This window comes from Cupriavidus sp. FW305-26, assembly GCF_058787975.1.
This window is the reverse complement of record NZ_JBYTAH010000023.1, coordinates 18,851-42,117: the sequence shown is the minus strand read 5'-3', so window position 1 is coordinate 42,117 and position 23,267 is coordinate 18,851. Positions and strand designations below refer to the sequence as shown.

Annotated in this window: 22 protein-coding genes; 12 read left to right on the top strand and 10 right to left on the bottom strand. The window is 66.3% G+C overall.

All coding sequences use genetic code 11. The features are described from left to right. The first annotated feature begins 17 nt into the window (after positions 1-17). On the top strand, positions 18-974 hold the full coding sequence (gene lipP1 / locus AC3WQZ_RS14935) for a LipP1 family hormone-sensitive lipase (RefSeq protein WP_058697819.1): 957 nt from the start codon (positions 18-20) through the stop codon (positions 972-974). Then, the gene (locus AC3WQZ_RS14930) at positions 971-2,068 is read left to right on the top strand and encodes a 3,4-dihydroxy-2-butanone-4-phosphate synthase (protein WP_058697818.1); all 1,098 of its coding nucleotides are present in this window, start codon (positions 971-973) and stop codon (positions 2,066-2,068) included. Before lipP1 ends, AC3WQZ_RS14930 begins: the two co-directional genes overlap by 4 nt. 4 nt (positions 2,069-2,072) lie before the next feature. Here the strand turns inward: AC3WQZ_RS14930 and AC3WQZ_RS14925 are convergent, their stop codons facing one another. The 4 genes from AC3WQZ_RS14925 to AC3WQZ_RS14910 are packed head-to-tail and all read right to left on the bottom strand — an operon-like array spanning position 2,073 to position 6,187. Next, complete coding sequence (locus AC3WQZ_RS14925; protein WP_492300802.1) at positions 2,073-3,038, bottom strand: acetyltransferase; 966 nt, start codon at positions 3,036-3,038, stop codon at positions 2,073-2,075. Positions 3,039-3,053: 15 nt separating this feature from the next. Next, the gene (locus AC3WQZ_RS14920; protein WP_439669741.1) at positions 3,054-3,845 is read right to left on the bottom strand and encodes an SDR family oxidoreductase; all 792 of its coding nucleotides are present in this window, start codon (positions 3,843-3,845) and stop codon (positions 3,054-3,056) included. A 33-nt stretch (positions 3,846-3,878) separates the two neighbouring features. Continuing rightward, a complete protein-coding gene (locus AC3WQZ_RS14915) occupies positions 3,879-5,072 on the bottom strand; it encodes a sulfotransferase family protein (protein ID WP_439669740.1) in 1,194 nt (397 codons plus the stop codon). Next, positions 5,069-6,187, bottom strand: coding sequence for a DUF1214 domain-containing protein (locus AC3WQZ_RS14910; protein WP_010814008.1), 1,119 nt, complete (start codon positions 6,185-6,187; stop codon positions 5,069-5,071). The genes AC3WQZ_RS14915 and AC3WQZ_RS14910 overlap by 4 nt, the downstream gene beginning before the upstream one ends. Before the next feature lie 212 nt (positions 6,188-6,399). On the opposite strand from AC3WQZ_RS14910, the gene cysD reads away from it, so the two are divergent. From cysD to AC3WQZ_RS14890, 4 genes are all read left to right on the top strand, one after another. Continuing rightward, complete coding sequence (cysD, locus tag AC3WQZ_RS14905; RefSeq protein ID WP_010814009.1) at positions 6,400-7,296, top strand: sulfate adenylyltransferase subunit CysD; 897 nt, start codon at positions 6,400-6,402, stop codon at positions 7,294-7,296. Next, on the top strand, positions 7,296-9,230 hold the full coding sequence (gene cysN, locus AC3WQZ_RS14900) for a sulfate adenylyltransferase subunit CysN (RefSeq protein WP_010814010.1): 1,935 nt from the start codon (positions 7,296-7,298) through the stop codon (positions 9,228-9,230). The genes cysD and cysN overlap by 1 nt, the downstream gene beginning before the upstream one ends. Before the next feature lie 325 nt (positions 9,231-9,555). Beyond that, complete coding sequence (locus tag AC3WQZ_RS14895; RefSeq protein ID WP_011616709.1) at positions 9,556-10,695, top strand: helix-turn-helix transcriptional regulator; 1,140 nt, start codon at positions 9,556-9,558, stop codon at positions 10,693-10,695. Positions 10,696-10,773: 78 nt separating this feature from the next. Next, complete coding sequence (locus AC3WQZ_RS14890) at positions 10,774-11,214, top strand: nuclear transport factor 2 family protein (RefSeq protein ID WP_492300801.1); 441 nt, start codon at positions 10,774-10,776, stop codon at positions 11,212-11,214. A gap of 36 nt (positions 11,215-11,250) precedes the next feature. On the opposite strand, the gene AC3WQZ_RS14885 is transcribed toward AC3WQZ_RS14890, so the two are convergent. The 4 genes from AC3WQZ_RS14885 to AC3WQZ_RS14870 form a co-directional block, all read right to left on the bottom strand. After that, entirely contained in the window at positions 11,251-11,832 is a 582-nt protein-coding gene (locus tag AC3WQZ_RS14885; RefSeq protein ID WP_010814013.1) for a cysteine hydrolase family protein, read from the bottom strand. Positions 11,833-12,007: 175 nt separating this feature from the next. Further along, positions 12,008-13,954 carry a sensor histidine kinase gene (locus AC3WQZ_RS14880; RefSeq protein ID WP_492300799.1) on the bottom strand — a complete coding sequence of 649 codons (1,947 nt, stop codon included), beginning with the start codon at positions 13,952-13,954 and terminating at the stop codon, positions 12,008-12,010. A 2-nt stretch (positions 13,955-13,956) separates the two neighbouring features. Further along, a complete protein-coding gene (locus tag AC3WQZ_RS14875; RefSeq protein ID WP_011616706.1) occupies positions 13,957-14,664 on the bottom strand; it encodes a response regulator in 708 nt (235 codons plus the stop codon). Positions 14,665-14,836: 172 nt separating this feature from the next. Then, complete coding sequence (locus AC3WQZ_RS14870; protein ID WP_492300811.1) at positions 14,837-15,757, bottom strand: pyridoxal-phosphate dependent enzyme; 921 nt, start codon at positions 15,755-15,757, stop codon at positions 14,837-14,839. Between the two features lie 144 nt (positions 15,758-15,901). Between AC3WQZ_RS14870 and AC3WQZ_RS14865 the strand changes: the two genes are divergently transcribed. Next, the gene (locus AC3WQZ_RS14865) at positions 15,902-16,813 is read left to right on the top strand and encodes a LysR substrate-binding domain-containing protein (RefSeq protein WP_010814017.1); all 912 of its coding nucleotides are present in this window, start codon (positions 15,902-15,904) and stop codon (positions 16,811-16,813) included. Here AC3WQZ_RS14865 and AC3WQZ_RS14860 read toward each other — a convergent pair. Beyond that, positions 16,810-16,935: an excalibur calcium-binding domain-containing protein gene (locus AC3WQZ_RS14860; RefSeq protein WP_081645178.1), complete on the bottom strand. Its 126-nt coding sequence runs from the start codon at positions 16,933-16,935 to the stop codon at positions 16,810-16,812. The two genes, AC3WQZ_RS14865 and AC3WQZ_RS14860, sit on opposite strands and share 4 nt — an antisense overlap. A 56-nt stretch (positions 16,936-16,991) precedes the next feature. Here AC3WQZ_RS14860 and glnA point away from each other — a divergent pair, with 56 nt between their 5' ends. Further along, a complete protein-coding gene (gene glnA, locus AC3WQZ_RS14855; RefSeq protein ID WP_010811649.1) occupies positions 16,992-18,467 on the top strand; it encodes a type I glutamate--ammonia ligase in 1,476 nt (491 codons plus the stop codon). Between the two features lie 19 nt (positions 18,468-18,486). Here the strand turns inward: glnA and AC3WQZ_RS14850 are convergent, their stop codons facing one another. Beyond that, positions 18,487-19,404 (bottom strand): LysR family transcriptional regulator, encoded by a 918-nt coding sequence (locus tag AC3WQZ_RS14850; RefSeq protein ID WP_010811648.1) that lies wholly within the window; start codon positions 19,402-19,404, stop codon positions 18,487-18,489. A 278-nt stretch (positions 19,405-19,682) separates the two neighbouring features. Here AC3WQZ_RS14850 and AC3WQZ_RS14845 point away from each other — a divergent pair, with 278 nt between their 5' ends. The 4 genes from AC3WQZ_RS14845 to AC3WQZ_RS14830 are packed head-to-tail and all read left to right on the top strand — an operon-like array spanning position 19,683 to position 23,265. Then, the gene (locus AC3WQZ_RS14845) at positions 19,683-20,885 is read left to right on the top strand and encodes a CaiB/BaiF CoA transferase family protein (RefSeq protein WP_439672475.1); all 1,203 of its coding nucleotides are present in this window, start codon (positions 19,683-19,685) and stop codon (positions 20,883-20,885) included. A 13-nt stretch (positions 20,886-20,898) separates the two neighbouring features. Then, positions 20,899-21,852 carry a hydroxymethylglutaryl-CoA lyase gene (locus AC3WQZ_RS14840; RefSeq protein ID WP_010811646.1) on the top strand — a complete coding sequence of 318 codons (954 nt, stop codon included), beginning with the start codon at positions 20,899-20,901 and terminating at the stop codon, positions 21,850-21,852. A gap of 19 nt (positions 21,853-21,871) precedes the next feature. Continuing rightward, positions 21,872-22,258, top strand: a complete 387-nt coding sequence (locus tag AC3WQZ_RS14835; protein WP_010811645.1) for a VOC family protein — start codon at positions 21,872-21,874, stop codon at positions 22,256-22,258. Positions 22,259-22,296: 38 nt separating this feature from the next. Continuing rightward, positions 22,297-23,265 carry a Bug family tripartite tricarboxylate transporter substrate binding protein gene (locus AC3WQZ_RS14830; protein ID WP_492300797.1) on the top strand — a complete coding sequence of 323 codons (969 nt, stop codon included), beginning with the start codon at positions 22,297-22,299 and terminating at the stop codon, positions 23,263-23,265. Positions 23,266-23,267: the final 2 nt, after the last annotated feature.

Here is a 23,267-nt window from a genome sequence, read left to right as displayed (position 1 = left end):
GCAATCCAGGAGACCCCATGCCGCTCGATCCCCAGGCCCGCGCCGTGCTTGAAGCCATGGCCGCCATGCCCAGCCCCGACTTTTCCACGCTGCGCGCGGCCGACTACCGTGCCGCGCTGGCTGCCATGCCCGCGTTCGCGCCCGGCGACACCGTCGCCGCGCAGCAAGACCTCACCATCGATGGCGCCGCAGGCCCGCTGAAGGCCCGCCTGTACCGGCCCGACGACGGCACCGCACTGCCGCTCGTGGTCTATTTCCATGGCGGCGGCTTTGTCCTCTGCGGCCTCGATTCGCACGACAACATCTGCCGCGGCCTGGCGCGCCGCAGCGGCGCGCTGGTGCTGTCGGTCGACTACCGGCTCGCGCCGGAGGCACGCTTCCCGGCCGCGGCCGACGACGCCGTCGCGGCCGTGCGCTGGGCCGCCGCGCATGCGGCACAACTGGGCGCCGACCCGGCCCGCCTTGCCGTGGCCGGCGACAGCGCCGGCGGCAACCTTGCCGCCGTTGCCTGCCAGCAGCTGCGCGGCAGCGCCATCGCGCTGCGGCACCAGCTGCTGCTCTACCCCTACCTGGACTGCAGCGACGCCGCGGCCACCAGCGCCAGCTACCGCGAATGCGCGCAGGGCTACTTCCTCAGTGCCGCGGAACTGGACTGGTATCGCGCCCAGTACCTGGCCAACCCGGCGGACGCCACCGATGTGCGCGCCAGCCCGCTGCACCAGCGCGAGCTGCACGGCCTGCCGCCAGCCACCATCATCACCGCCGAATACGACCCGCTGCGCGACCAGGGCGAGGCCTATGGCGAGGCCCTGCAGCGCGCGGGCGGCAGCGCCACCGTGCGCCGCTGGCCCGGCCAGTTCCACGGCTTTATCAGCATGCAGGGGATGATCGATGCCGCCAGCGATGCACTGGATGCGGCCGCGGCATCGCTGCGCCAGGCCTTCGGCAGTACCAGCCGGCAGGAGGCAGCATGAGCGCCACCACACTGCCGCCGATGGCCGACGTGCTCGCGGCACTGGCCGCGGGCCAGCGTGTGCTGGTGATCGAGGACGAGACCGACGAGGCCACCGGCTGCGTCCTGGTCGCCGCCGAGCGCGCCAGCGAGGCCGATGTCAACTTCATGGCCGCCGAGGCGCGCGGCCTGGTCTGCATGGCAATCACCGAGGCGCGCCGCGCGCTGCTGCAGCTGCCGCCGATGGCCGCGAACCACCGCCAGCGCGAGCGCTACACGGTGTCGATCGAAGCGGCCAGCGGCGTCAGCACCGGCATCTCCGCCGCCGACCGCGCGCTCACGCTGCGCGTGGCGGCGGCAGCGCGCGCGCAGCCGCATGACCTGGTCCAGCCCGGCCACATCTTCCCGGTGGTGGCCCAGCCCGACGGCGTGCTGCGCCGCGCGGGCTTTGCCGAGGCCTGCTCAGACCTGCCGGCGCTGGCCGGTCGCGTAGCCGCCGGCGCCTACGCGATGCTGCTCGATGACGACGGCGACCTGCTGCGCGGCCCCGCCCTGCTGGCCTTCGCGCGGCACCACGGCCTGCCGGCGGTTTCGATCAGCGGGCTGATCCACCACCGGCTGCTGACCGAAAGCGCACTGTGCCGCACGCATTCGACGGAACTGGCCACGCCCTTCGGTTGCTTCACCGTGCACGCCTACCATGACGCGCCGGTCGATGCGCTTCATCTTGCGCTGGTGCTGGGCCAGCCCGATCCTGGGCAGCCAGTGCTGACACGCGTGCAGACCGTGGAAATGCAGCGCGACGTGCTGGGCTTCGGCACGCCGGCCCTGCCCGCCTGGAACCTGGAGCGCTCGCTCGCCCGCATCGGCGCCGAGGGTTGTGGGGTGCTGGTGCTGCTGGATGAGCGCGAATCGCCGCAGCAGCGGCTGGAGCGGCTGGCAGCGCCGGCCGCCGCCATGCCGGCGCCGGCCTTCGCGCAACGCGCGCTGGGGGTCGGGGCGCAGATCCTGCGCGATGTGGGGGCGCACAAGCTGCGCCTGCTCAGCCACCCGGTGCCGTATCGCGCCGTCACCGGCTTCGACCTGGAGGTCACCGAGTTCGTGCCGCCGTGCTGAATTATCAGGAACGGGGACCGAAGCAATCTGCAAAGCAGCGCGTGAAGCGCTCCACTTCGGCGTCTGGCAGGTGGTTGATGCCGCCTGCCAGGCGCCGGCCGCCGCCGGTCTCGAAGCCGCGGCAGAAATCGGCCGCCCCGGTGGCGCTGTGGGCGGGCACCCGCACGCTGACGGCAAAGCCGCCGCCGGACTTCGGCGAGAGCAGGCCGATGGCGTCGCCGGGCCGCCCGCGCACCAGTTCATTGGCCAGCACGCCGATCGCGCGCCGGGCCCACGGCGCGTCAGGCAGCACCAGCAGCGCGGCGCCGGGCACTTCGTGCGCGGGCGCCAGGCGGCGCGCGCGGGCCATGTCGTCCGCATAGCCGTCGCACAGCACCGCATAGGCCCCGCATTGCGCGGCGAACGCCAGCGGGTCGGCAAACGGCAGCATGTGCCGCGCCAGCTCGGCGGGATCGAAATGCAGGTCCGCCACGCACTCGCCATAGGCGTTGTAGTTCAGGCACGTGCCCAGCTGTTCCAGCACCGCGGTTTCGCGCTCGCCCAGCCCGGCCTGCGCCGCCAGCGCGCGCGCCACGCTGCCCAGGTTGTCGCCGAACGCGGCGGTGATCGCCCAGCGCCGGTGGCAGCCGTCCAGGTGGCGGTCGACCAGGAGGCTGGTGCAGACCTCCGGCCCCTCGTCGATATGCGCGCGCAGGCCGGCATGCCCGGGCAGTTCGCCGGCATGGTGGTGGTCGAAGTAGTCCACCCGCGCACCGGCGCCGAGCAGCCGCATCAGGCCATCGCGGTTCTGCTCCAGCGAGATGTCCAGCGCGGTCAGGGTATCGCCGGGCCCGGCGTCGATGCGCTCGAGCAGCCGGATATCGCGCTTGACGCCGGTGACCAGCGTGGCGTCGCCGGGCTGCGCCAGGCGCAGCTGCTGCAGGGCGCACAGGCCGTCGGCGTCGCCGTTGAAGGCAAAGTAGCGTGTCATTGGTGTGGTCAGGACTCAGGGCATGAAATCGCCGCCGTTGGCATCGAGCGAAGCGCCGGTGATGGCCCTGGCGTAGTCTGACACGAGAAACAGCGCAGCGCGCGCGCAGTCGTCGTCGGTCGGCATGCGGCCCAGCGCAATCTGCGCGGTCACCGGCGCGATCACGGTGTCCTCGCTCACGCCCTGCTCGGCCGCGGCGTGGCGCACATAGCCCTGCACCGGCTCGCCCCACATCCAGCCCATGAAGATGCTGTTGGCGCGGATGCCATGCGGGCCCAGTTCGCGCGCCAGGTACTTGACCGCCACCGCCAGCGCGCCCTTGGACGCCGCGTAGCCGGATTCGCCGGGCATCGGCTTGCGCGTGGCCTGGGTGTTGATCATGACAATGGCGCCGCCGCCCTGCGGCTTCATCAGCGCCGCCACTTCCTGCGTCAGCGTCATGGTGCCGAACACGTTAGTGTCGAACACCTGGCGCCAGACATCCAGGTCGGCCGCTTCCACCGGCTCGGGGAAGTTGCCGTGCTGGAAGGCGCTGTTGACCAGCGCATCGATGCGGCCGAAGCGGCGCATGGTCTCGCCGGCCAGGTGCCGGGACTGGGCCCGGTCGGTGATGTCGGTCACCACCTTGAGCACTTCGCAGTCGGCGCCTAGTGCATCGATGCGGGCCTGGGCGTCGTCCAGCTTCGCCGCGGTGCGCGCGGCGATGGCAACGGCGCGGGCGCCTTCGCGCGCCGCCTCAACGGCCAGCTTGACGCCCAGCCCGGGACCGATTCCCGACACGATGACGACCTTGTCTTTCAACAGCATGGTGTTGTCTCCTGTGATGCGCAGTGCGCTGTCTTAGTTTTGCTTCAGGATGTGCCGCGCGCGGTAGCCGGCGAAATCGCGTTCCAGTTGTTCCTGGCTCAGTCCGAACTGCTCCAGCGTATAGGCGTGCGCCGCGCGCTGGTTGCGCGGGTTGCCCTCCATCCATGCCCACATGCCGGCGCGCGCGGACTCGGTCAGCGGCATGCCGGCAAAGCGGTAGACCGCCTGCGCCACGCCGAAGGGATCGCGCACGGTATCCTCGAAACGCACGTCGAGGAAGCAATCGGCAGGCAGCCCGTCGCGCACCGTCATGGCATGGGCGGTGGCGCGCTGCATCTGCCCGCTCCACTGCCGCCCCACCGTGGCGGCATCGGGCGCGTCGGCGTACAGCTTCCACAGCGTATGCGCCATGCTGGCCATCGACGGAATGGTCTGGGCGGGGTCGCGATGGGTCAGCACGACCTGCGCGCCGGGGAAGACCCGGAACAGGATTTCCAGCGTATGCAGGTGCTGCGGCGTCTTCAGCACCCACCGCTGCGCCGGCGGCTCGCCGCGCTGCCGCTTCTGCCACTGCAGGAACTGCAGCATGGTCTTCAGGTAGGCATAGACCTGGGTGTGGTCCTGGCGCGCCAGCCAGTCGGTATAGGACGGCACGTTGGCGTAGGAATCCATCGCGCACAGGAAGGAATGCTCCATCAGCATGAATTCCTCATCGGCCGCCATCGCGTCGAGCGGATGGATGGCGAGGATGTCCGGGATAAAGCGGATCATCTGCGCCACCTCCTCGCGCGCCAGCCCGATGCGCCGGCCGGCATCGCGCACGTCCTCGCCGGGCAGCGGCGCCGGGTAGCGCGTTTCCCACCACGCCGCCGAGTGGAAGCGCGCGTCCGTGGCCAGCATGCGCTGCAGCAGCGTGGTGCCGGTGCGCGGCAGGCCGACGATCACCAGCGGATCGTCGACGCGCTCTTCCAGGATTTCGGGATGGCGCCGGCAGTAGTCCTGGATCACCAGCCGGTTCACCAGTTGCGCCTGCAGCTTGCCTTGCAGCATCTGCGCGCCCTGCGGCGACAGCCCGGCTTCGCGCGCAAGCGAGTCGGACAGCACCGCCAGCGCCTCGCGGTAATCGCCCGGGCCAAAGTCAGTCAGTCCGCCGGCCTGTGCGCTGGCCTGTGCCAGCAGTCGCTCCACGTCAAGCACTGCGGTGTGGTCGGATGCGATGGTGTTCATGCGTTCTCCCTGCATTCATTCCTGAGCGATTCAAGCTTGACCACGCGCGTGCGCGGATGCACCGGCTGCGCCGCCCCCACCCAGCGCCAGCACATGGTGCCGTTGCGGTGGCCCGCGGCTTCCAGCCAGTTGGGCAGGCCCGGATCGCGCGCGCTGAGGACGACGGTGACGCCGCCGTTGGCATCCAGCCGGGCACTGTGCTTGTTCAGGCAGATGTCGTGGTAGCGGTAGTCGAGCGACTCCATCCAGTAGTTGTTGATCTGGAAATTCCAGAAATCGCAGGCCGGCACCCGGTCCACCTCGACCACCAGCGCCTCGTCGTCCGCCAGCGCCCAGCAGGAGTGGTAGTAGAAGATGTTGGGATCGCCGCCGGCCGCCTGGCATACGGCCTGGTCGGCGGGCGGCAGCGCATTGACATGGCCGCCATAGCCCTGGGCCCAGTCGGCGAAGATGCGCGCGGTCCCCTCGACAAAGCCAGCGGCGCGCAGCAGGCCGCCATGCAGGCGTTCAGCGTCGAGCACTGGCGGCTTGTCGCTGCCATTGAGGCGCTCGATGTGCAGTTCGGCCGGGGTCTCGGCCTTGCGGTCCATAAAGGTCTGCCGCACCACCAGCGCGTTGGTGCCCGGCTCCATGCGCACCCAGTTGCCTTCGTGCTGGCGCGCGCTGAGGGCGATCTCGAAACTGCCATCGGCCGCCACTGCCAGCTTGTTGCTGTCGAGAAAGCCGGTCTGGACCATGCGCCCGTCGGTTTCATAGCCGCCCTTCTGCGTGCCGAAACTCAGGTACGCCACCGTGCCGCGCCGGCCGCGGATGCGGTACTCGGCACTGCCGTCCAGGCGTGCGTATCGGTACAGGTTGTCCGGATTGTCCGCGCCGATCTTGGCGGTTTCGTGCGACGGCGAGAAGAAGCCGGGAAACGCCGGATCGGCAAATTCCACATGCATCTCCAGCGCAATGCGCAGCAGGCGGCTCAGGTAGCGGAAGCCCTCGGCGCGCGTGAGCGCGTCCGAGGGGGCCTCCGGGCGCAGGATCTGCTGCCCGCTGCGCTTGAGCACCTCGCAAAACTCGGCCCAGGTCTGGCCGCTCAGCAATTGTTCTTCGGCGGAGTTCGCCATCTGCCTGCTCCCGTGGTTCGTCGGCGAAGCAACGATACCGAGCGCGGGGCCGCCCCAGCCTCGTCCGGGTGGACTAGGAAATGCGCGCCGCGTCCCGCGATTTCTTAGTCCGCCCGGACGAAGTGGCGAAGGGCCCCGGCTCGCTACCTTGTGCCCATGCCAGACCGCCGCGACATCCCTGCACGGCGCCGGCAAACCAAGAGGAGATCCCGATGTTGACCCACCTGGAGCAACTGGAGGCGGAGAGCATCCACATCATGCGGGAGGTGGTGGCGGAATGCGAAAACCCCGTCATGCTCTATTCCATCGGCAAGGACAGCGCCGTGATGCTGCACCTTGCCATGAAGGCCTTCCATCCCGCGCGGCCGCCGTTCCCGCTGCTGCATGTCGATACCACATGGAAGTTCGGCGAGATGATCGCGTTCCGCGACCAGACCGCCGCGCGGCTTGGCCTGGACCTGCGCGTGCATGTCAACCCTGAAGGGCTGGCGCGCAATATCAGCCCGCACGAGCACGGCTCCGCCGTCCATACCGACGTGTGGAAGACCCAGGGCCTGAAGCAGGCGCTGGACCACTACGGCTTTGACGCCGCCTTCGGCGGCGCGCGCCGCGACGAGGAAAAGTCGCGCGCCAAGGAGCGCGTGTTCTCGGTACGCACCGCCCAGCACCGCTGGGACCCGAAGATGCAGCGCCCCGAGCTCTGGCGCCAGTACAACACCCGCAAGCGCAAGGGCGAAAGCCTGCGCGTGTTCCCGCTGTCCAACTGGACCGAGCTGGACATCTGGCAATACATCTACCTGAACGACATCCCCATCGTGCCGCTCTACTACGCCAAGGAGCGCCCGGTGGTGGAGCGCGACGGCACGCTGATCATGGTCGACGACGAGCGCCTGCCGCTGCGCCCCGGAGAAACGCCGCAGCTGCGCAAGGTGCGCTTCCGCACGCTGGGCTGCTACCCGCTCACCGGCGCGATCGAGAGCGAGGCCGACACCCTCGGCGGCATCATCCAGGAAATGCTGCTGGCAACCACCTCGGAGCGCCAGGGACGGCTGATCGACAGCGACTCGGCCGGATCGATGGAAAAAAAGAAGCAGGAGGGATACTTCTGATGGAAACCCTGATCGACACCGCGCCCGCGCTTGCGCAGGACGCCGCGCAAGCCACCGGCACCTCGGGCGAGATCGCCCACTACCTGCGCGCCCAGCAAAACAAGAGCCTGCTGCGCTTTATCACCTGCGGCAGCGTCGACGACGGCAAGAGCACGCTGATCGGCCGGCTGCTGTATGAATCCAAGATGCTGTTCGAAGACCAGCTCGCCCAGCTGGAGGCCGACTCGAAGAAAATGGGCACGCAGGGCGAGAACCTCGACTTCGCGCTGCTGGTGGACGGCCTGGCCGCGGAGCGCGAACAAGGCATCACCATCGACGTGGCCTACCGCTTCTTCGCCACCGACAAGCGCAAGTTCATCGTCGCCGACACGCCCGGGCACGAACAGTACACGCGCAACATGGTCACCGGGGCCTCCACCGCCGACCTGGCCATCCTGCTGGTGGATGCGCGCCGCGGCGTGCAGACCCAGACGCGCCGCCACAGCTACCTGGTGGCCACGCTTGGCATTCGCCGTGTGGTGCTGGCCGTCAACAAGCTGGACATGGTCGACTACTCGCGCGAGGTCCATACGCGCATCGAGAACGAGTACCGGGAGTTCGCCCGGCAGATCGGCCTGACCGATATCACCTGCATTCCGATGTCGGCCCTGCGCGGCGACAACATCACCGAGCCCAGCGCCAATACCCCGTGGTACCACGGCCCGACGCTGATGGCCCACCTGGAGAACGTGCCGATCGACAACGCGCCCGTGCAAGGCGAACCGTTCCGGTTGCCGGTGCAGTGGGTCAACCGGCCCAACCTGGACTTCCGCGGCTTTGCCGGCACCGTCAGCGCCGGCGAGATCCGCCGTGGCGACCGCGTGCGCGCGCTGCCCTCGGGCCGCGAGAGCCGCGTGGCCGGCATCGTCGGCGCCGCCGGCGCGTGCGAGCACGCCATGCGCGGCCAGGCGGTGACGCTGACGCTGGAGGACGAGATCGACATCAGCCGCGGCGACGTGCTGGCCTGCCCGGAAGACCCGCCGGCAGTGGCCGACCAGTTCGAGGCCACGCTGGTGTGGATGAACGAGGACGCCATGCTGCCCGGGCGCCCCTACCTGCTCAAGCTCGGCACGCGCACCGTGGGCGTGACCGTGGCGCAGCCCAAGTACAAGGTCAATGTCAACACGCTCGAACACCTGGCCGCGCGCACGCTGGAGCTGAACGAGATCGGCGTGTGCAACCTGCACCTGGACCAGCCGGTGGCCTTCGATCCCTACGCGCGCAACCGCGAGCTGGGCGGCTTCATCATCATCGACCGTCTCAGCAACAACACGGTCGGCGCCGGCATGCTGCACTTTGCGCTGCGCCGGGCGCAGAACGTGCACTGGCAGGCCATCGACGTGGACCGCCGCGCCCATGCCGCGCTCAAGCACCAGTCGCCGCGCATCGTCTGGTTCACCGGGCTCTCCGGCGCGGGCAAGTCCACCATCGCCAACCTGGTGGAAAAGCGCCTGCACGCGCTGGGCCACCACACCTACCTGCTCGACGGCGACAACGTGCGCCACGGCCTGAACAAGGACCTGGGCTTCGCCGAGGCCGACCGCGTCGAGAACATCCGGCGCGTGGCGGAAGTGGCAAGGCTGATGCTCGATGCGGGCCTGATCGTGCTGGTGTCCTTTATCTCGCCGTTCCGCTCGGAACGCGAGATGGCCCGCGCGCTCGCCGGCGACGGCGATTTCGTCGAAGTCTTCATTGACACGCCGCTGGCGGTGGCCGAGCAACGCGACCCCAAGGGCCTGTACCGCAAGGCGCGGCGCGGCGAGCTGAAGAACTTCACCGGCATCGATTCGCCGTACCAGCCGCCCGAGCGGCCCGAGATCCGCATCGACACTACCGCCGACACCGCGGAGCAGGCGGCGGAGCGGATCGTGGCGTGGCTGCGGGAGAAGCCCTAGGCCGAACGGACGATGAGGCGACGGACGGGGTCGGTACGATGGGAACGGCGGGATTTGCGTCTCGGAGTGCTGACAAGCTTGCCAAGTGCCATTGAGTCTGAATGACCAGTTGTGTGCTCCCTCTCCCGCTTGCGGGAGAGGGTTGGGGAGAGGGCCGGTGTGTCGACGAAGTGCAGGCTGTCGATACTGCCAATGCCTGCCCTCTCCCCCGGCCCCTCTCCCGCAAGCGGGAGAGGGGAGCAAACCCGCGGCATGCGGGTTTTGTCAGCAATCAGGGGCGAGATTCGCGCTTTTGACTGTTGCCACGACCCGACGGACCGCCATCATGCTGCCAGCCCCCCTGCCCGCCGCCGAGCTGAGCGCCCTGCTCGCCCAGCTCTACCAGGGCCCGACCGAAGCCATGCCCTGGGCCGGCTTCCTGGAAAGCGTGCGCCAGCGCCTGGGCGCCGCCTTCGTCACGCTGGTGCTGCGCCACCCTGCCACCGACCGGCCGGGCCTGATCGTCAATGCCTCCGACTACGGCCCGCACCTGCCGGGCGAGCCCTCGTACAGCGAGCAGTACTACGCGCTGTGCCCCTTCCTGGACCTGCACCCGGACCGGCTCTTCAGCGCCGACGAACTGTTTGGCGAAGCCGGCTGGCTGGCACACCCCTTCTACACGCAATACCTTCAACCGCTGGGCCTGCGCTATATCCTGGCGGCCAACCTGGTCACGCCCGACGGCGTGGAATGCGCGCTGTTCATCAGCCGCGTCCACGCGGGACAGGACTTCGGCGAGGCCGACAAGGCACTGCTGCACGGCCTGCTGCCGCACCTGAAGCGCGCAGTGGACCTGCATGCCGCGCTCGACGTGCTTGCATCCGAACGGTCCCTGTACGCGGATGCCGTCGACCGGCTGCAGGTCGGCACGGTGATCCTGGACGAACACGGCAGGACCATCCGGACCAACGACGTCGCCGGCCGCCTGCTGCAGGCGCGCGACGGCCTCTACCTGTCAGACGGCGCGCTGCACGCGCACTGCCCGGTGGAAAACCGCAGGTTCCGCAAGATCCTGGAAGGCGCGGCCCAGGCCCACGCGCTGGCCGCACCGCGCAGCGAAGTCACCACGCTGAGCCGGCCCGCCGCGCCCACGCCCCTGAGCGTGCTGGTGCGGCCGATCCCGCTCAGCTATCGCAGCGAAGACAAGTCGCGCCGACCCGCGGTGGCGGTGTTCATCCGCGACCCGGCGGGATCGCCGCGCAACACCCACGCCAACCTGCGCAAGCTGTTCCACCTGACCCCGACCGAGATCGAACTGGCTTTGCTGATGGTCGACGGGCTGACGCTGGACGAAGCCGCGATGCGGCTCGGCATCAAGAAGAACACGGCACGGGCGCACCTGCGGGGCATCTTTGCCAAGACCGGGGCGACGCGGCAGGCGCTGCTGGTGAAGATGTTGCTGTCCAGTGTGGTGGGGATGGGGTAAGGGCTTCGTACTCCAAGCGGACGATGCCGGAGTAGCGCCGGACTGCTTTAATCCTCGCAAACCACCGGAGACGAGTCGATGACCGAGGATGCCGTGCAGCTTGCCGATCTCCTCTACATCTATGCCGAGCGCATGGACGCCGGCGATCTGCCTGGGGTCGCCGCACTGTTCGAGCATGCAGAGATCGACACCGGAGATGCAGTGCTGCGAGGTTCCGAGGCCATGCTCAAGCTCTGGCAAGCCTATGTGAAATTGCATGCGGATGGAACGCCCAGAACCCGGCATGTCATCAGCAATCCGATCATTGAGATTGCTTCGGGCAAGCTGACAGCTACCGTCAGATCGTACTACACGGTCCTTCAGGCATCCGACCGAATCGCGCTGCAGGTGATTGCGGCCGGTCGCTATCATGACGCCTTCGAAAAGGTCGACGGACGCTGGCGCTTCAGCCGCCGGAATTATTCGATGCTCGATCTGAAGGGCAACCTGACCGATCATCTGCTCTTCCCGTCTGCCTGAGAGATGGCGCGGCGGCACTCCTGGCAGGTCGAAATGCTAGGCAAGCAAGCGCAAGGCATCAGCGAGCGAAAGCACCGTTGTGCGCGAATCGAACGCCGTTGAAAAGAGATGGTCGTGCACGACCTGATCCGGGTCGTAGCAGCAATCCTTGACCGTGAATAGCCGGAAGTCCGCATCGCTCGCATAGGCGACCGACGACAGCACCACACCGGTCGAAGCAATGCCCACCATGAGCAGGGTATCGATACCCTGCGCGGAAAGCCGTACCTGCAGGTCAGTACCAAAGAACACGCTGGCGCGATGCGCGATGATCAGCGGCTCGGTGGCCTGCTGGCCGAGTTCCGGCGAGATCTGGTCGTCGACGAAAAGACCAAGCTGCTTGATTCCCTGCCCGTTCCGGTTCAACGGACTGACTTCCGGATAGCCTGGAGCAAAGTGGATCTTGGCAAAATAAACGCTGACGCCCCTGGCCCGCGCGGCGTCACACAGCTTGCGCGTGTTGGAGAGCAGAGTGGGCGCGACCGAGGGAAATAGCGCCAGGATGTCGGTCTGATAATGCATGACCACCAGCGCGGTTTGCGCGGGAACAATTGCCGGAATCTCAACGGGTGGCGACATAAGGCTACACGATAAGAAATGATGGTCGACTCTACCACGACCAATCGGTTGGCCGTTCTGGGTCGTCTACGGAAGTTGGCCGTGGGATCGTCAGCGAACGACCTGCACCCGGCTTCGAGGGTTCGAATGCATCCGCAGCCCGTTCAACATTGACTATGTTCGTCTCGCCGGCGGCCTAACCTTGGCCCTGAACCGGAGGATCAGTCTCTATGGCGAAGCCGGAAGGCTTTGGGCCACGGGGGGTAATGCCAGGGTCAGGAACTCGATCATTGGATCGGCCGGGCTGCAGGTCAAGTGGTGATCCAAGGGTGTCGGCCGCGATTGGGATACGCACGGTCAGCATTGTCCCCTCCCCTGTGGATCGCACGCTGAGCGTCCCGCCAAGACGCCGGGTACGCGCGCGCATGCTGCGCATGCCGGTGCCCGGATGCCGTTCGATGGCGGCGGGTTCGAAGCCCATTCCGTTGTCGCTGACAACCAGCTCCAGCCCCCGGGCATCATTGCGCAGGACGACGTCCGCGCGACTCGCCTTGCTGTGCTTCAGCACATTGGTCAGCGCCTCTTGCAAGGTCCTCATGACATCAAGAATTTGCGAAGTCGGCAGATAGCATTGATCGAGGCCAGTGAGCTGCCACCGGCACTCGATGTCGTGGCTCTCGAACAGCCGCGTAAGACGGTGCCGCAGCGGCACGATCTGACCTGCCAGCGCGTGCTCGCCAAACTGCTGGCTGGAGGTGGTATCGATGATGATGCGCAGGTCGTCGCGCAGCTCCTTGAGGATCGACAGGACCTGGCCTGGCGGGATGTCGTGAGGGATGCGCTCCAGTGTCGCAATTCCGCTGACGAGCGTGCCGCCGAGCCCGTCGTGCAGGTCGTGTGCGAGATTGAGCCGTTCACTGAGCCGCGCATTGGCGACTTCGAACTCGCGCTGGCGATCCAGGTTGGCTGCGAGCTCCGCCTTGGCCGCGTCGATCTTGCAGTGCAGTTCGTCATTGAATCGTTCAATGCGGCGCAGGTTGGCGACGAAGCGCCAGGCCAGCACCAGCGCCATGGCGATCATCTGGAACTGCGAAGTGAGGGCCGCGTAGTAGAGGTTGTCCTTGAGGATGCCAAGAAAGCTCAGCAGGTCGTGTACCGCGGCGACAAGGAAAATTGCAATGCAAAACGAGAGGATGCGATGGTCGGTGCGACCACTGCGCCCGGCAAAGCAGAGAAATACGAGGCACGTCGCGAAAAAATTGCACGCCAGTCCCACCGTCAGCGTGTTGCGCACGTCGGTCAGGTAACCGTGCGGCGCCCCGAGCATGACGGCGGCGCCCAACACTACCAGCGTCCAGAGCACCGCTTCGATGCGCGGCAGGCGCCGTTCGCAGAAGCGCACCATGGACATCGTGAAGGCAGCACTGTAGATGAGCAGCGCGATGATATTTGCGCGCCCCCAGGCATCGGTACTGGCAAACGGCCAGGTGCTCGTCGCCACCTGATTCAGCGCCACCCACCACCAGGCCAGCGACATCAGGCTGAACCATCCGTAGGTCACTTCTTGCCGGCGCATCACCCAGAGCGAAAAGAAGAAGCAACCTAGCGCGACGGTGATTGCAAGGCTGACCAACTGCAGGTCATGACGCAGCCGGTAGGCCTGTTCGTAAGCGGCCCGCAGGCGGTCCGGGTCGGCGACCGATACTGGTCCAAGGCCGGGTTGGTATGCCGACAGCCCCGAGACGCGAATCAGCAGCGTGTTGGTGCCCTCCCGCAACAGCGGCGGAGATATCAACTGATAACGGGGAGTATTCCAGGCTCGCGTGAGCGGTTCGACGAGGCTCGCGTCACGCATCAGCAAGCTGCCGTTGAGATAAACCGCCCCCGCCATATTCAGGTAAGCGAGCATCAGCGCCGTGGGTTGGCTTGCATCTGCGCACTGCCAGCTCAGCCGGTACCAGACCACGCCGTCGAAATCGGGCCAGCGCGAGGACCAGTCGTCCGGCAGCTTCACTGGGACCCAGCCCGCCGCCGGCGGGCTATCACCCTGCCAGGTCGATCGGGCAGCCTCTATGCGGGTAAAGGCGGTGGCGCCCGGCCCTTCCTGCGCGTTTGCAGCGCCGGCGAGGAGCGTGGCGCCCAAGATCAGCGCAACAAGCCATGCGCACGCGCTTCGAAAACGGCCTGCGTGCGGGAGTGGACGGCCAACTTCTTGTATATGTTCCTGATGTGGCATTCGACCGTCAGTCTGGACAAGGACAGCAAATCCGCGATCTCCCGATTGGTCAGGCCCTTGCCGACCAGCGAGAGGATTTCGATTTCCCGTGCGCTCAGCGGCGACGCGCCGACCAATCGGCGCGCATGAATTTGCGCCCCGCCTGGCAATGGTGCCGTCGTGGCGACCAGATCGAGGATGTGCCTGGCAACGAAAGGATCGATCGGCGCTCCGCCGCGCAGCGCACTGCGGATCGACAAGGAAATCTCGAGGTCGTCGCGCTCCTTGAGCAGGTAACCGGTGGCACCCGCCTGCAGCGCGCTCACGATGACGCGCTCCGTGTTCCAGGTCGAGATTACCAGAGTTGGCAAGGCAGGATCGCGCTCGTGCAACGCGCGAATGAGGTCGATGCCATTGCCGTCGGGCAACCCGACGTCAACCAGCACCATCGCAAACGGCTGGGCGGTTAGCAGCGCATTGGCGTCGGCGAGGCTGCCGGCAAACCACAAGGCCTCCTCGGCATAGCCGAGCGTGGCCAGGATCGTGCGTAGCCTGGTCTGCATCAGTGGCTCGTCCTCGACGACCAGCAAGGGAGCGGGCAACACCGATTCGCCGGTGTCAGTCAATGGTTGGCTCATTGGGTACGGTGCGGTCACGGCCAGAGTTTAGCTGTACCACCGGAACTGGCCGATCTCCGGATCACGCCAGGCTGACAGAAATCGGCCGTGAGGGGCATCCCCGGAACCAGGTAATTCGGGCGAATCTCGCCGGCGGGTAGCCGAGCTTACCAAATTGCTACCTTAAGCCCGCTCAGTCCAGCCTTGCAGCAAAGTCAAGCAGTTGCTGTGCCGTCACCGTGGCCCCGCCACATACCACCACGGTAATGCTGGACGCCGCCTGCAGCACCGGGGTGTCGCAATCCAATGCCGCCAAGGCTGCGCCGCATGCCGGCTCAACCAGGACGCGGTGTTCGTCAAGAAGCCTTATCGCTGCCTCCACCGCCTGTTTGTCTGACACAACGACGCTGTGGATCTCGTGACGCTGCGCCCATCGGAGCGCGCCATCACACGGCCGCCTGGCGCCAAGCGACGTCGCCACGCTGGTGATCTGTGCGAGTTCGACCGGCCTGCCTTCGGCAACCGAGCGGGCGTAGCAGTCCGCACCGTCGGTTTCTACCGCGATCACAGGCACGTCGGACCAGCCATTCCGCTGAAGCCCCTCCAGCACGCCGCACAGCAGGCCACCACCGCCCACGGCAAGAACGATGGCGCCTGGCTTCGGCCCGGATGCCGCGATCTCGTCCACCAGCGTGGCGTGCCCCTGCCAGATGAGCGGATCGTCGAACGGGTGCACGAAGGCATCGCGTGGCCCGATCAGGGACAGTGCAAACTCGTGCGCTTCCGCCCATGTGCCTCCGCGCACGATCAACTCCGAGCCCTCCAGGCGGATCAGGTCGCGCGCTCGCGATGGTGTGCTCTCCGGTACCACCACCACCACGGGAACGCCGAGTTCGCGTCCGCAATAGGCTGCCGCAAGCCCGGCATTTCCGCCTGAAGATGCAACGAATCGCTGTACGCCCGCGGCGTGCCGCGCTTCACACAAGGCTCCGACACCCCGAAGCTTGAAAGACCCGGACGGCTGTGCGGCTTCCATCTTTAGCCAGACCGGTTTGCCGAGCCGCCGCGAATTGGGCTGGGACTGTACAAAAGGTGTGCTGATGTGAAGCGTCATGTTTGGTAGCGAAATGTGGAAAGCGAGCCGTCCCTGCAACGCGGGAAGCTGCGCCATCGTAGTCGCAGGAAGCTATGCAAACCAATGTTATTTAGGTAGCCTAGCTATGCTTAATGAGTATGGAAATGAATGGGCGGAAACGGTATGCGGAACATTGAATTGCGGCATCTTCGCTACTTCATCGCGGTAGCGCAGGCCGGCAGCGTGGTGGCGGGCGCCCGTGCCGTCGGCATTGTCCAGCCAGCCCTGTCGCGGCAAATCATCGAACTTGAGGCGGCCATCGGTACGCCACTGCTGGCGCGCAAGGCAAGGGGCGTGCAACTCACCGTGGCGGGCGAGAGCTTCCTGAGGGATGCCACACAACTTCTGGCAAACCTGCAAGCCAGCCGCGATCGCGCCCTGCGTTGCGCCGCCGGGCAGCTCGGCGAGCTGCGCCTTGGTGTGTTGCCGAACTACCTGAGTTCAGCCGTCGTGACGGAGGTGCTCCGGGCCTTCCGGATAGCGTGCCCGGAAGTCAAGGTCCTGGTGGACCCGATGCTGTCGACGGAGCAGATTGCCGCGATCCGGAACAGGCAGGTGGATGGCGGCATCATGGCCTGGCGTCGGCATGAGGCGCCGCATCTGACTGGCATCGTGTTGCTCAGCGACCGCTTCGTATTGGCCATGCCTTCATCGCAGACCGCCCGCCACAAGCAGCCGAAACGACTGGCGGACGTGGCGGATCTGCCCTTCGTCTGGTTCGATCCGGCGCGGTCCTCGTCCCAGCATCGCTTCCTGATGACGCAGTGCGAGCGCGCCGGCTTCTCGCCTCGCGTGGCCCAGGTGGGCAGCGACATCCCGACCGTGCTCGGTCTGGTTTCGGCGGGGATGGGTTGCGCGTTTGTCCCCGCAAGCCTGTCAACCGTCTGTCCGCCGACCGTGCGGCTGGTGCCACTGCCTGAGGTCGCTGACCGCTTCGACGTGGAATTCGCGTTCGACGAGGAGGTAGCGACGCCAGCAGTCAGGCAATTCGTGCAGGCGCTGCAGCAGGTGATCGATGATCGGGCAAGCCACTAGCCATTGGCTCGGGGCGGCGTCTCACATGGAATACCGTCGCCGTCCCCATCCATCTTTACCGCGGAGTTCACCGCAATAAGGTCGTTTCGGAAAAACTGCAGGGCTGGTAAGGCACTTTCCATTCGGAATCCGACAGACTAATCTTGGACTAGGCTGCGGGCAGACGATGGAGGCGGATATGGGCATGGTCTCAATAGAACCCGGCAGCTATCACGTTGTACCGCCGCAAAACCCCGGCGAGGTCATCGATCTGATCCGGACGCACGCGATCCAGGTGGTTGACCTCAGGTTCACCGACTTGCCCGGCGTGTGGCAGCACTTCTCGATCACGCTGCCGGAAGTCAACGACGACTTATTCTCTGTCGGCATCGGCTTCGACGGGTCTTCCATTCGCGGGTTCCAGGAAATCCACGAGTCCGACATGCTGGTCAGGCCTGACCCGGCCACGGCGTTCATCGATCCGTATTGCGCAGCACCAACGCTGGCGCTGATCTGCGACGTGCTGGACCCTGTCCTGCACCAGCCGTACTCGCGCGATCCGCGCCATATCGCACGCAAGGCCGAGCTGTACCTCCGGCAAACCGGTCTTGCCACGGTTTGCTACCTTGGCCCCGAACTGGAATTCTTTATTTTCGACTCCATCCGCTTCGGGCAGGACCAGCACTCTGGCTACTACCATGTCGAATCCGCCGAAGGCGAATGGACCTCGGGCCGTGACGAAGGCGCCTATGGCGGGGGCAATCTCGGCTACAAACAGCGCTACAAGGGCGGGTACTTTCCCGTGCCGCCAAGCGACACGCTGCAGGACATCCGCTCCGAAATCGTGCTCGCGCTGATGCAGGCCGGCATCCAGGTCGAAGTGCATCACCATGAGGTCGCCACGGCCGGCCAGAATGAAATCGACATGCGCTTTGCGCCACTGATGCGCATGGCAGACAACGTGATGATGTACAAGTACATCTGCAAGAACGTTGCGCGCCGCCACGGCAAGGTCGCCACCTTCATGCCCAAGCCGCTGTTTGCCGACAACGCGAGCGGCATGCATTGCCACCAGAGCCTCTGGCGCGACGCCGAGAACCTCTTCTATGACAAGAACGGTTGGGCGCAGACGTCCCAGATGTGCCGTTGGTATATAGGCGGCTTGCTCAGCCACGCCCCCGCGCTGATGGCATTCTGCGCACCGAGCACGAACTCCTACAAGCGGCTGGTGCCCGGATACGAGGCGCCTGTCAATCTGGCCATGTCGCAGCGCAACCGGTCCGCCGCGGCCCGGATTCCAATGGTGTCGGATTCCCCGAGCGCCAGGCGCGTTGAATTTCGCTGTCCTGATCCGTCGGCCAATGCCTACCTCGCCTTCTCGGCAATGCTGCTCGCCGGCCTGGACGGCATTGAAAACCAGACGGACCCCGGCGACCCGCTCGACAAGAACATCTATGATCTGCCACCGGAGGAAGCCGCCCGCATCCGGCAGGTACCAGGCTCCCTGGAAGAGTCGCTTTGCGCGCTGGAAGCCGATTCAGCGTTCCTGCGCAAGGGGGATGTCTTCACTGAAGACCTGATCACGACCTGGATTGATTACAAGCGCACGCGCGAGATCGATACATTGAAGGTGCGGCCACACCCGTGGGAATTCCAGCTCTACTTCGACATCTGATGACGGCACTACCGTGTCATCAGCGACTCGCGCTGGCAGAGCCCGCTGCACGCAGATGCTCCAGGAGCGTCCTTGCCTCCGGCAAGAGACCAGCTTCGTCCCTCACGCCCAGCCAGAGAATGCGTGAGGCCCAGGCGTCGGACAGGTAGACGGCATGCAGCCCGGCACCCAGCAGTTCGGGCCGGACCGCGCCATCTGGCAGGACGCCGATGCCCAGGCCGGCCTCGATCATCCGGCAGATCGCATCGAAGCTGCTGACCTGGATCCTCAGCCGCACCACCTTGTCCAGTGCCGATGCGGCGTCGGTCAGGCGCTGCAGCAGCGAGCTGCCCTGGTTGAGGCCGACAAAGTCGTACTCCAGGGTTTCGTCGAAACTCACTTCCGGGCGCCCGGCCAGCGGATGCCCGGCAGGCACCAGGACGACCAAGCGGTCACGCCGATAGACAGACTTCCTGATGTCATAAGCCGGCACGTTGTCGGCGAACACGCCGATATCGGTTTCACCGGACAGCAGCGCTACCACCACGTCCTGGCTCAGGCGCTCCTCCAGGCTGATCCTGATCATCGGCTGCGAGGCCAGGAAGCTTGCCAGGTCGTGCGGAAGGAACTGGATCACGGCTGACGTATTGGCCCAGACCTTGACGTGTCCGCGCACGCCGGTGGCGAAGTCGCTCATCTCGCCCGCCATCTGGTTGACCTTGTCGAGCACCATGCGCGCATGCTGGACCAGCTCATGGCCAGCGGGGGTCAGCTCAAGCCCGCGCCGAACCCGCAGGAACAGCGCGCATCCCACCGTGCGCTCAAGATCCGCGATCCGTTTGCTCAGGGCCGACAGCGTCATGTGTGACTTGTTCGCCGCCTGCGTCAGCCCGCCGCATTGGGCCACCAGCTGGAAGACGCGCAGGGACTGGAGATCGAAATGGGCAGGATTGATCATGGTATTGCACTGGCGACGCGCGCCGACTGGATTGAAAGCCAGGAAAGGCTAGTAAGCCGCTCGCGCCTTGTCAAACGGCGCGCCCGGCTCCCGGCAGCGCAATGCAGGCCTTGATCCGCCTGGGATAGCCGACAAAGTGGCGGGTTGTGCCGGTCGTGGTACTCCCGTACGGCAATATGCACCACCTTTTCCCGTAAGGAAAGGACGGTTGAGAATCCATCGATTACCAGGCAACGGCTTTTGACCCACTATCTCCAGCACACAGCAGGAGCCATGAGATGGAAACAAGCAAGTCAAAGCCCCTTGCCGGCGTACGCGTCCTGGAACTGGGGCAGCTGATCGCGGGGCCGTTTGCCGCGCGCATGCTGGCGGCGTTCGGCGCGGAAGTGATCAAGGTCGAGCCGCCGGGCACGGGCGATCCGCTGCGCAAGTGGCGGCTGTTGCATGAAGGCACCTCGGTCTGGTGGGAGGCACAGTCCCGCGACAAGCAGTCGGTCACGCTGGACCTGCGCACGCCGCAAGGCCAGGAAGTCGTGCGCAAGCTGGCCGCGCAAAGCGACGTGCTGATCGAGAACTTCCGCCCGGGCACGCTGGAAGGCTGGGGCCTGGGCTGGGACAGCCTGCGCGCGGCCAACCCCGGGCTGGTGATGCTGCGCGTGTCCGGCTATGGCCAGACCGGCCCCTATCGCGACCGGCCGGGCTTCGGCGTCATTGGCGAAGCGATGGGCGGCTTGCGCCACCTGAGCGGCGAGCCGGGCCGCACCCCGGTGCGCGTGGGGGTATCGATCGGGGACTCCCTGTCCGCGCTGCACGGTGTGATCGGCATCCTGCTGGCGTTGCGGCACCGGGAGCAGAACGGCGGCCAGGGCCAGGTCGTGGATGTGGCCTTGTACGAGTCGGTGTTCAGCATGATGGAGAGCCTGCTGCCGGAATACTCGGTGTTCGGCGCCGTGCGGCAGGCGGCCGGCAGCAGTCTTCCCGGCATCGCGCCGACCAATGCGTACCGCTGCGCCGACGGCAAGTATGTGCTGATCGCTGGCAATGGCGATGGCATCTTCAGGCGGCTGATGGACATGATCGAGCGCCCCGACCTGCGCGACGACCCTGCGCTGGCCCACAACGACGGCCGGGTCAGCCAGGTCGCGATGCTCGACGCCGCCATTGGCGAATGGGCGGCACAGCGCAGCCTGGAAGCGGCACTCGACGCGCTCAATGGCGCCCGCATCCCCGCGGGCAAGATCTATGACGTCGCCGATATCGCCAGCGATCCGCACTACCGTGCGCGCGACATGATCCTGGACGCGCAATTGCCGGACGGCACCCCCGTCCAGTTGCCCGGCATCGTGCCGAAGCTGAGCGCCACCCCCGGCGCACTGCCCAACCCCGCCCCCGCGCTTGGCCAGCATACCGACGCGGTGCTGGAAGGCCTTGGCATCGGCACGGCACAGCGCGAGGCATGGCGCATGGCAGGGATTATCTGACCAGGAGACCGGCATGACTGCCAGGAAGGTGTACATACATGAAGTCGCCACGCGAGACGGCTTCCAGAACGAGGCCCGCTTTGTCGAGACCGATGACAAGGTTGCCCTGATCGACGCGCTGAGCGCATGCGGCTACGCCAGGATCGAGGTGACTTCCTTCACCTCGCCCAAGGCGATTCCCGCGCTGCGCGACGCGGAAGCGGTGATGCATCGCATCGCGCGGCGCCCCGGTGTGGTCTACACGGTGCTGGTGCCGAATGTGCGCGGCGCCGAGCGGGCCCTCTCCTGCCAGGTCGACGAGGTCAACCTGGTGATGTCGGTCAGCGAAAGCCACAACCGCACCAACCTGCGCATGTCGCGCGAGCAATCGTTTGCCCAGCTTGCCGACGTCATCCGCGTGGTGAGGGAGACGCCGACCGCGATCAACATCTCGCTGTCGACCGCGATGGGTTGCCCGATGGAAGGCGACGTGCCGCTGGAAAACGTGCTGGGCTGGATGCAGCGCTTCGCCGACCTGGGGGCTCACGGCGTGACGCTGTGCGACACCACTGGCATGGCGTTCCCGTCCCAGGTCGCGAGGCTGTGCCAAGCCGCGCGGCGGCAGTTCCCCGGCCTGGCGCTGACCCTGCATTTCCACAATACCCGGGGCCTGGCGCTGGCCAATACGCTCGCCGCGCTGGACCAGGGCATCGACCGCTTCGACGCTTCGCTGGGCGGCCTCGGTGGCTGCCCGTATGCGCCGGGCGCGACCGGCAATGTCTGCACCGAAGAACTCGTCCATATGCTTGAACTGGACGGCTACGACACCGGCGTCGACCTGGCTGCCATCCTGGATGCCGCCGCGCGCTTGCCTGGCCTGATCGGCCATGACGTCCCAAGCCAGCTGCTGAAGGCCGGCCGCCGCCTCGACCTGCATCCGATGCCTGCCGCCGACGCGATCCCCGAACAACGGGCCTTCCAGCCCTGACACCCACCCGGAAACCATCATGTCCCTGATCGACCATCTTGACCATCTGGTGCTCACCTGTGTTGACCTTGAAGCCACGCGGCACTTCTACACCGAAGTCATGCAGATGCAGCCTGAAACCTTCGGCAACGGTCGCCTGGCCTTCCGCTTCGGCAACCAGAAGATCAATCTCCACCAGCGCGGCGCCGAGTTCGAGCCCAAGGCACACCTGCCCGTTCCCGGCGCACTCGATCTCTGCTTTATCGCTTCCGTCCCGCTCGACGACGTCATCGCCCATCTTCGGCGATGCCAGTGGCCCATTGTCGAAGGACCGGTGGCGCGCACCGGCGCAACGCAGAAGATCCGCTCGGTCTACGTGCGCGATCCGGACCTGAACCTGATCGAGATATCAGAACTGGTCGACTGAAGATCGGCCAACCCGGCAAAACGATGGAGGAGACACCCATGAAACGCATGACGATCGCCGCGGCCGCCCTGGCGGCCCTGGCTGCGGCCGCCCCGGCCCACAGCACCAACGCCTATCCCACCAAGCCGGTCACCCTGGTGGTGCCCAGCGCACCGGCCGGATCCACCGATATCGTTGCCCGCCTGGTCGGCGAACAACTGCAGGCCGCGCTTGGCCAGCCCGTGGTGGTGGACAACAAGCCCGGTGCCAGCGGCAATATCGGCACCGAAGCCGTGGCGCGCGCCGCGCCGGACGGCTATACGCTGCTGCTTCAGTATTCCGGCTACCACGTCGGCAATCCGGCGCTGTTCCCGCAGATCCGCTGGAAGCCGTCCAGCTTCGTCCCGGTGGCGCTGGTCATGCGCGCGCCGCACGTCATCGCCGTCAGCGGCAAGCTGCCCGCGACATCGATAGCCGAACTGGTTACCTACGGCAAAAGCAATGGCAAGGGCCTGTTCTATGCCTCGTCCGGCAATGGCTCGATCCAGCATATCGCCGGCGAGCTGCTGGCGCGGCAGACCAGGGTGCCGATGACGCACGTACCGTACAAGGGCGCCGGGCCCGTGGTCACCGACCTGATCAGCGGGCAGGTCGACATGTTCATCACGACCCCGCCGAGCGTGATCGGGCATGTGCAGGCGGGCAAGATCAAGGCGCTTGCCTATGCCGGACCGAAGCGCCATCCCTCCATGCCCAATGTGCCGACCACCGCGGAGGCTGGGCTGCCAGGGTATGAGGTGGAATCCTGGTTTGCACTGTTTGCACCGGCGAATACACCGCCGGCCATCGTCGAGCGCTTGTCCCAGGAGGTGAAGAAGATCGTGGCCAGCGACACGTACAGGAAGAAGATCGAGGAACAAGGTGCCTTTGCCGCCTACATGGGGCCGCAGGAGCTGGGCAAGTTCGTCGATCAGGAGCTGGCGTCCTGGTCGCGTCTGGTCAAGACATCGAATATTCGCGCGGACTAAGT

Coding starts and splice junctions, on each gene's coding strand:
- lipP1 (WP_058697819.1), top strand. CDS start 18: ATGCCGCTCGATCCCCAGGCCCGCGCCGTGCTTGAAGCCATGGCCGCC.
- AC3WQZ_RS14930 (WP_058697818.1), top strand. CDS start 971: ATGAGCGCCACCACACTGCCGCCGATGGCCGACGTGCTCGCGGCACTG.
- AC3WQZ_RS14925 (WP_492300802.1), bottom strand. CDS start 3,038: ATGACACGCTACTTTGCCTTCAACGGCGACGCCGACGGCCTGTGCGCC.
- AC3WQZ_RS14920 (WP_439669741.1), bottom strand. CDS start 3,845: ATGCTGTTGAAAGACAAGGTCGTCATCGTGTCGGGAATCGGTCCCGGG.
- AC3WQZ_RS14915 (WP_439669740.1), bottom strand. CDS start 5,072: ATGAACACCATCGCATCCGACCACACCGCAGTGCTTGACGTGGAGCGA.
- AC3WQZ_RS14910 (WP_010814008.1), bottom strand. CDS start 6,187: ATGGCGAACTCCGCCGAAGAACAATTGCTGAGCGGCCAGACCTGGGCC.
- cysD (WP_010814009.1), top strand. CDS start 6,400: ATGTTGACCCACCTGGAGCAACTGGAGGCGGAGAGCATCCACATCATG.
- cysN (WP_010814010.1), top strand. CDS start 7,296: ATGGAAACCCTGATCGACACCGCGCCCGCGCTTGCGCAGGACGCCGCG.
- AC3WQZ_RS14895 (WP_011616709.1), top strand. CDS start 9,556: ATGCTGCCAGCCCCCCTGCCCGCCGCCGAGCTGAGCGCCCTGCTCGCC.
- AC3WQZ_RS14890 (WP_492300801.1), top strand. CDS start 10,774: ATGACCGAGGATGCCGTGCAGCTTGCCGATCTCCTCTACATCTATGCC.
- AC3WQZ_RS14885 (WP_010814013.1), bottom strand. CDS start 11,832: ATGTCGCCACCCGTTGAGATTCCGGCAATTGTTCCCGCGCAAACCGCG.
- AC3WQZ_RS14875 (WP_011616706.1), bottom strand. CDS start 14,664: ATGAGCCAACCATTGACTGACACCGGCGAATCGGTGTTGCCCGCTCCC.
- AC3WQZ_RS14870 (WP_492300811.1), bottom strand. CDS start 15,757: ATGACGCTTCACATCAGCACACCTTTTGTACAGTCCCAGCCCAATTCG.
- AC3WQZ_RS14865 (WP_010814017.1), top strand. CDS start 15,902: ATGCGGAACATTGAATTGCGGCATCTTCGCTACTTCATCGCGGTAGCG.
- AC3WQZ_RS14860 (WP_081645178.1), bottom strand. CDS start 16,935: ATGGAAAGTGCCTTACCAGCCCTGCAGTTTTTCCGAAACGACCTTATT.
- glnA (WP_010811649.1), top strand. CDS start 16,992: ATGGGCATGGTCTCAATAGAACCCGGCAGCTATCACGTTGTACCGCCG.
- AC3WQZ_RS14850 (WP_010811648.1), bottom strand. CDS start 19,404: ATGATCAATCCTGCCCATTTCGATCTCCAGTCCCTGCGCGTCTTCCAG.
- AC3WQZ_RS14845 (WP_439672475.1), top strand. CDS start 19,683: ATGGAAACAAGCAAGTCAAAGCCCCTTGCCGGCGTACGCGTCCTGGAA.
- AC3WQZ_RS14840 (WP_010811646.1), top strand. CDS start 20,899: ATGACTGCCAGGAAGGTGTACATACATGAAGTCGCCACGCGAGACGGC.
- AC3WQZ_RS14835 (WP_010811645.1), top strand. CDS start 21,872: ATGTCCCTGATCGACCATCTTGACCATCTGGTGCTCACCTGTGTTGAC.
- AC3WQZ_RS14830 (WP_492300797.1), top strand. CDS start 22,297: ATGAAACGCATGACGATCGCCGCGGCCGCCCTGGCGGCCCTGGCTGCG.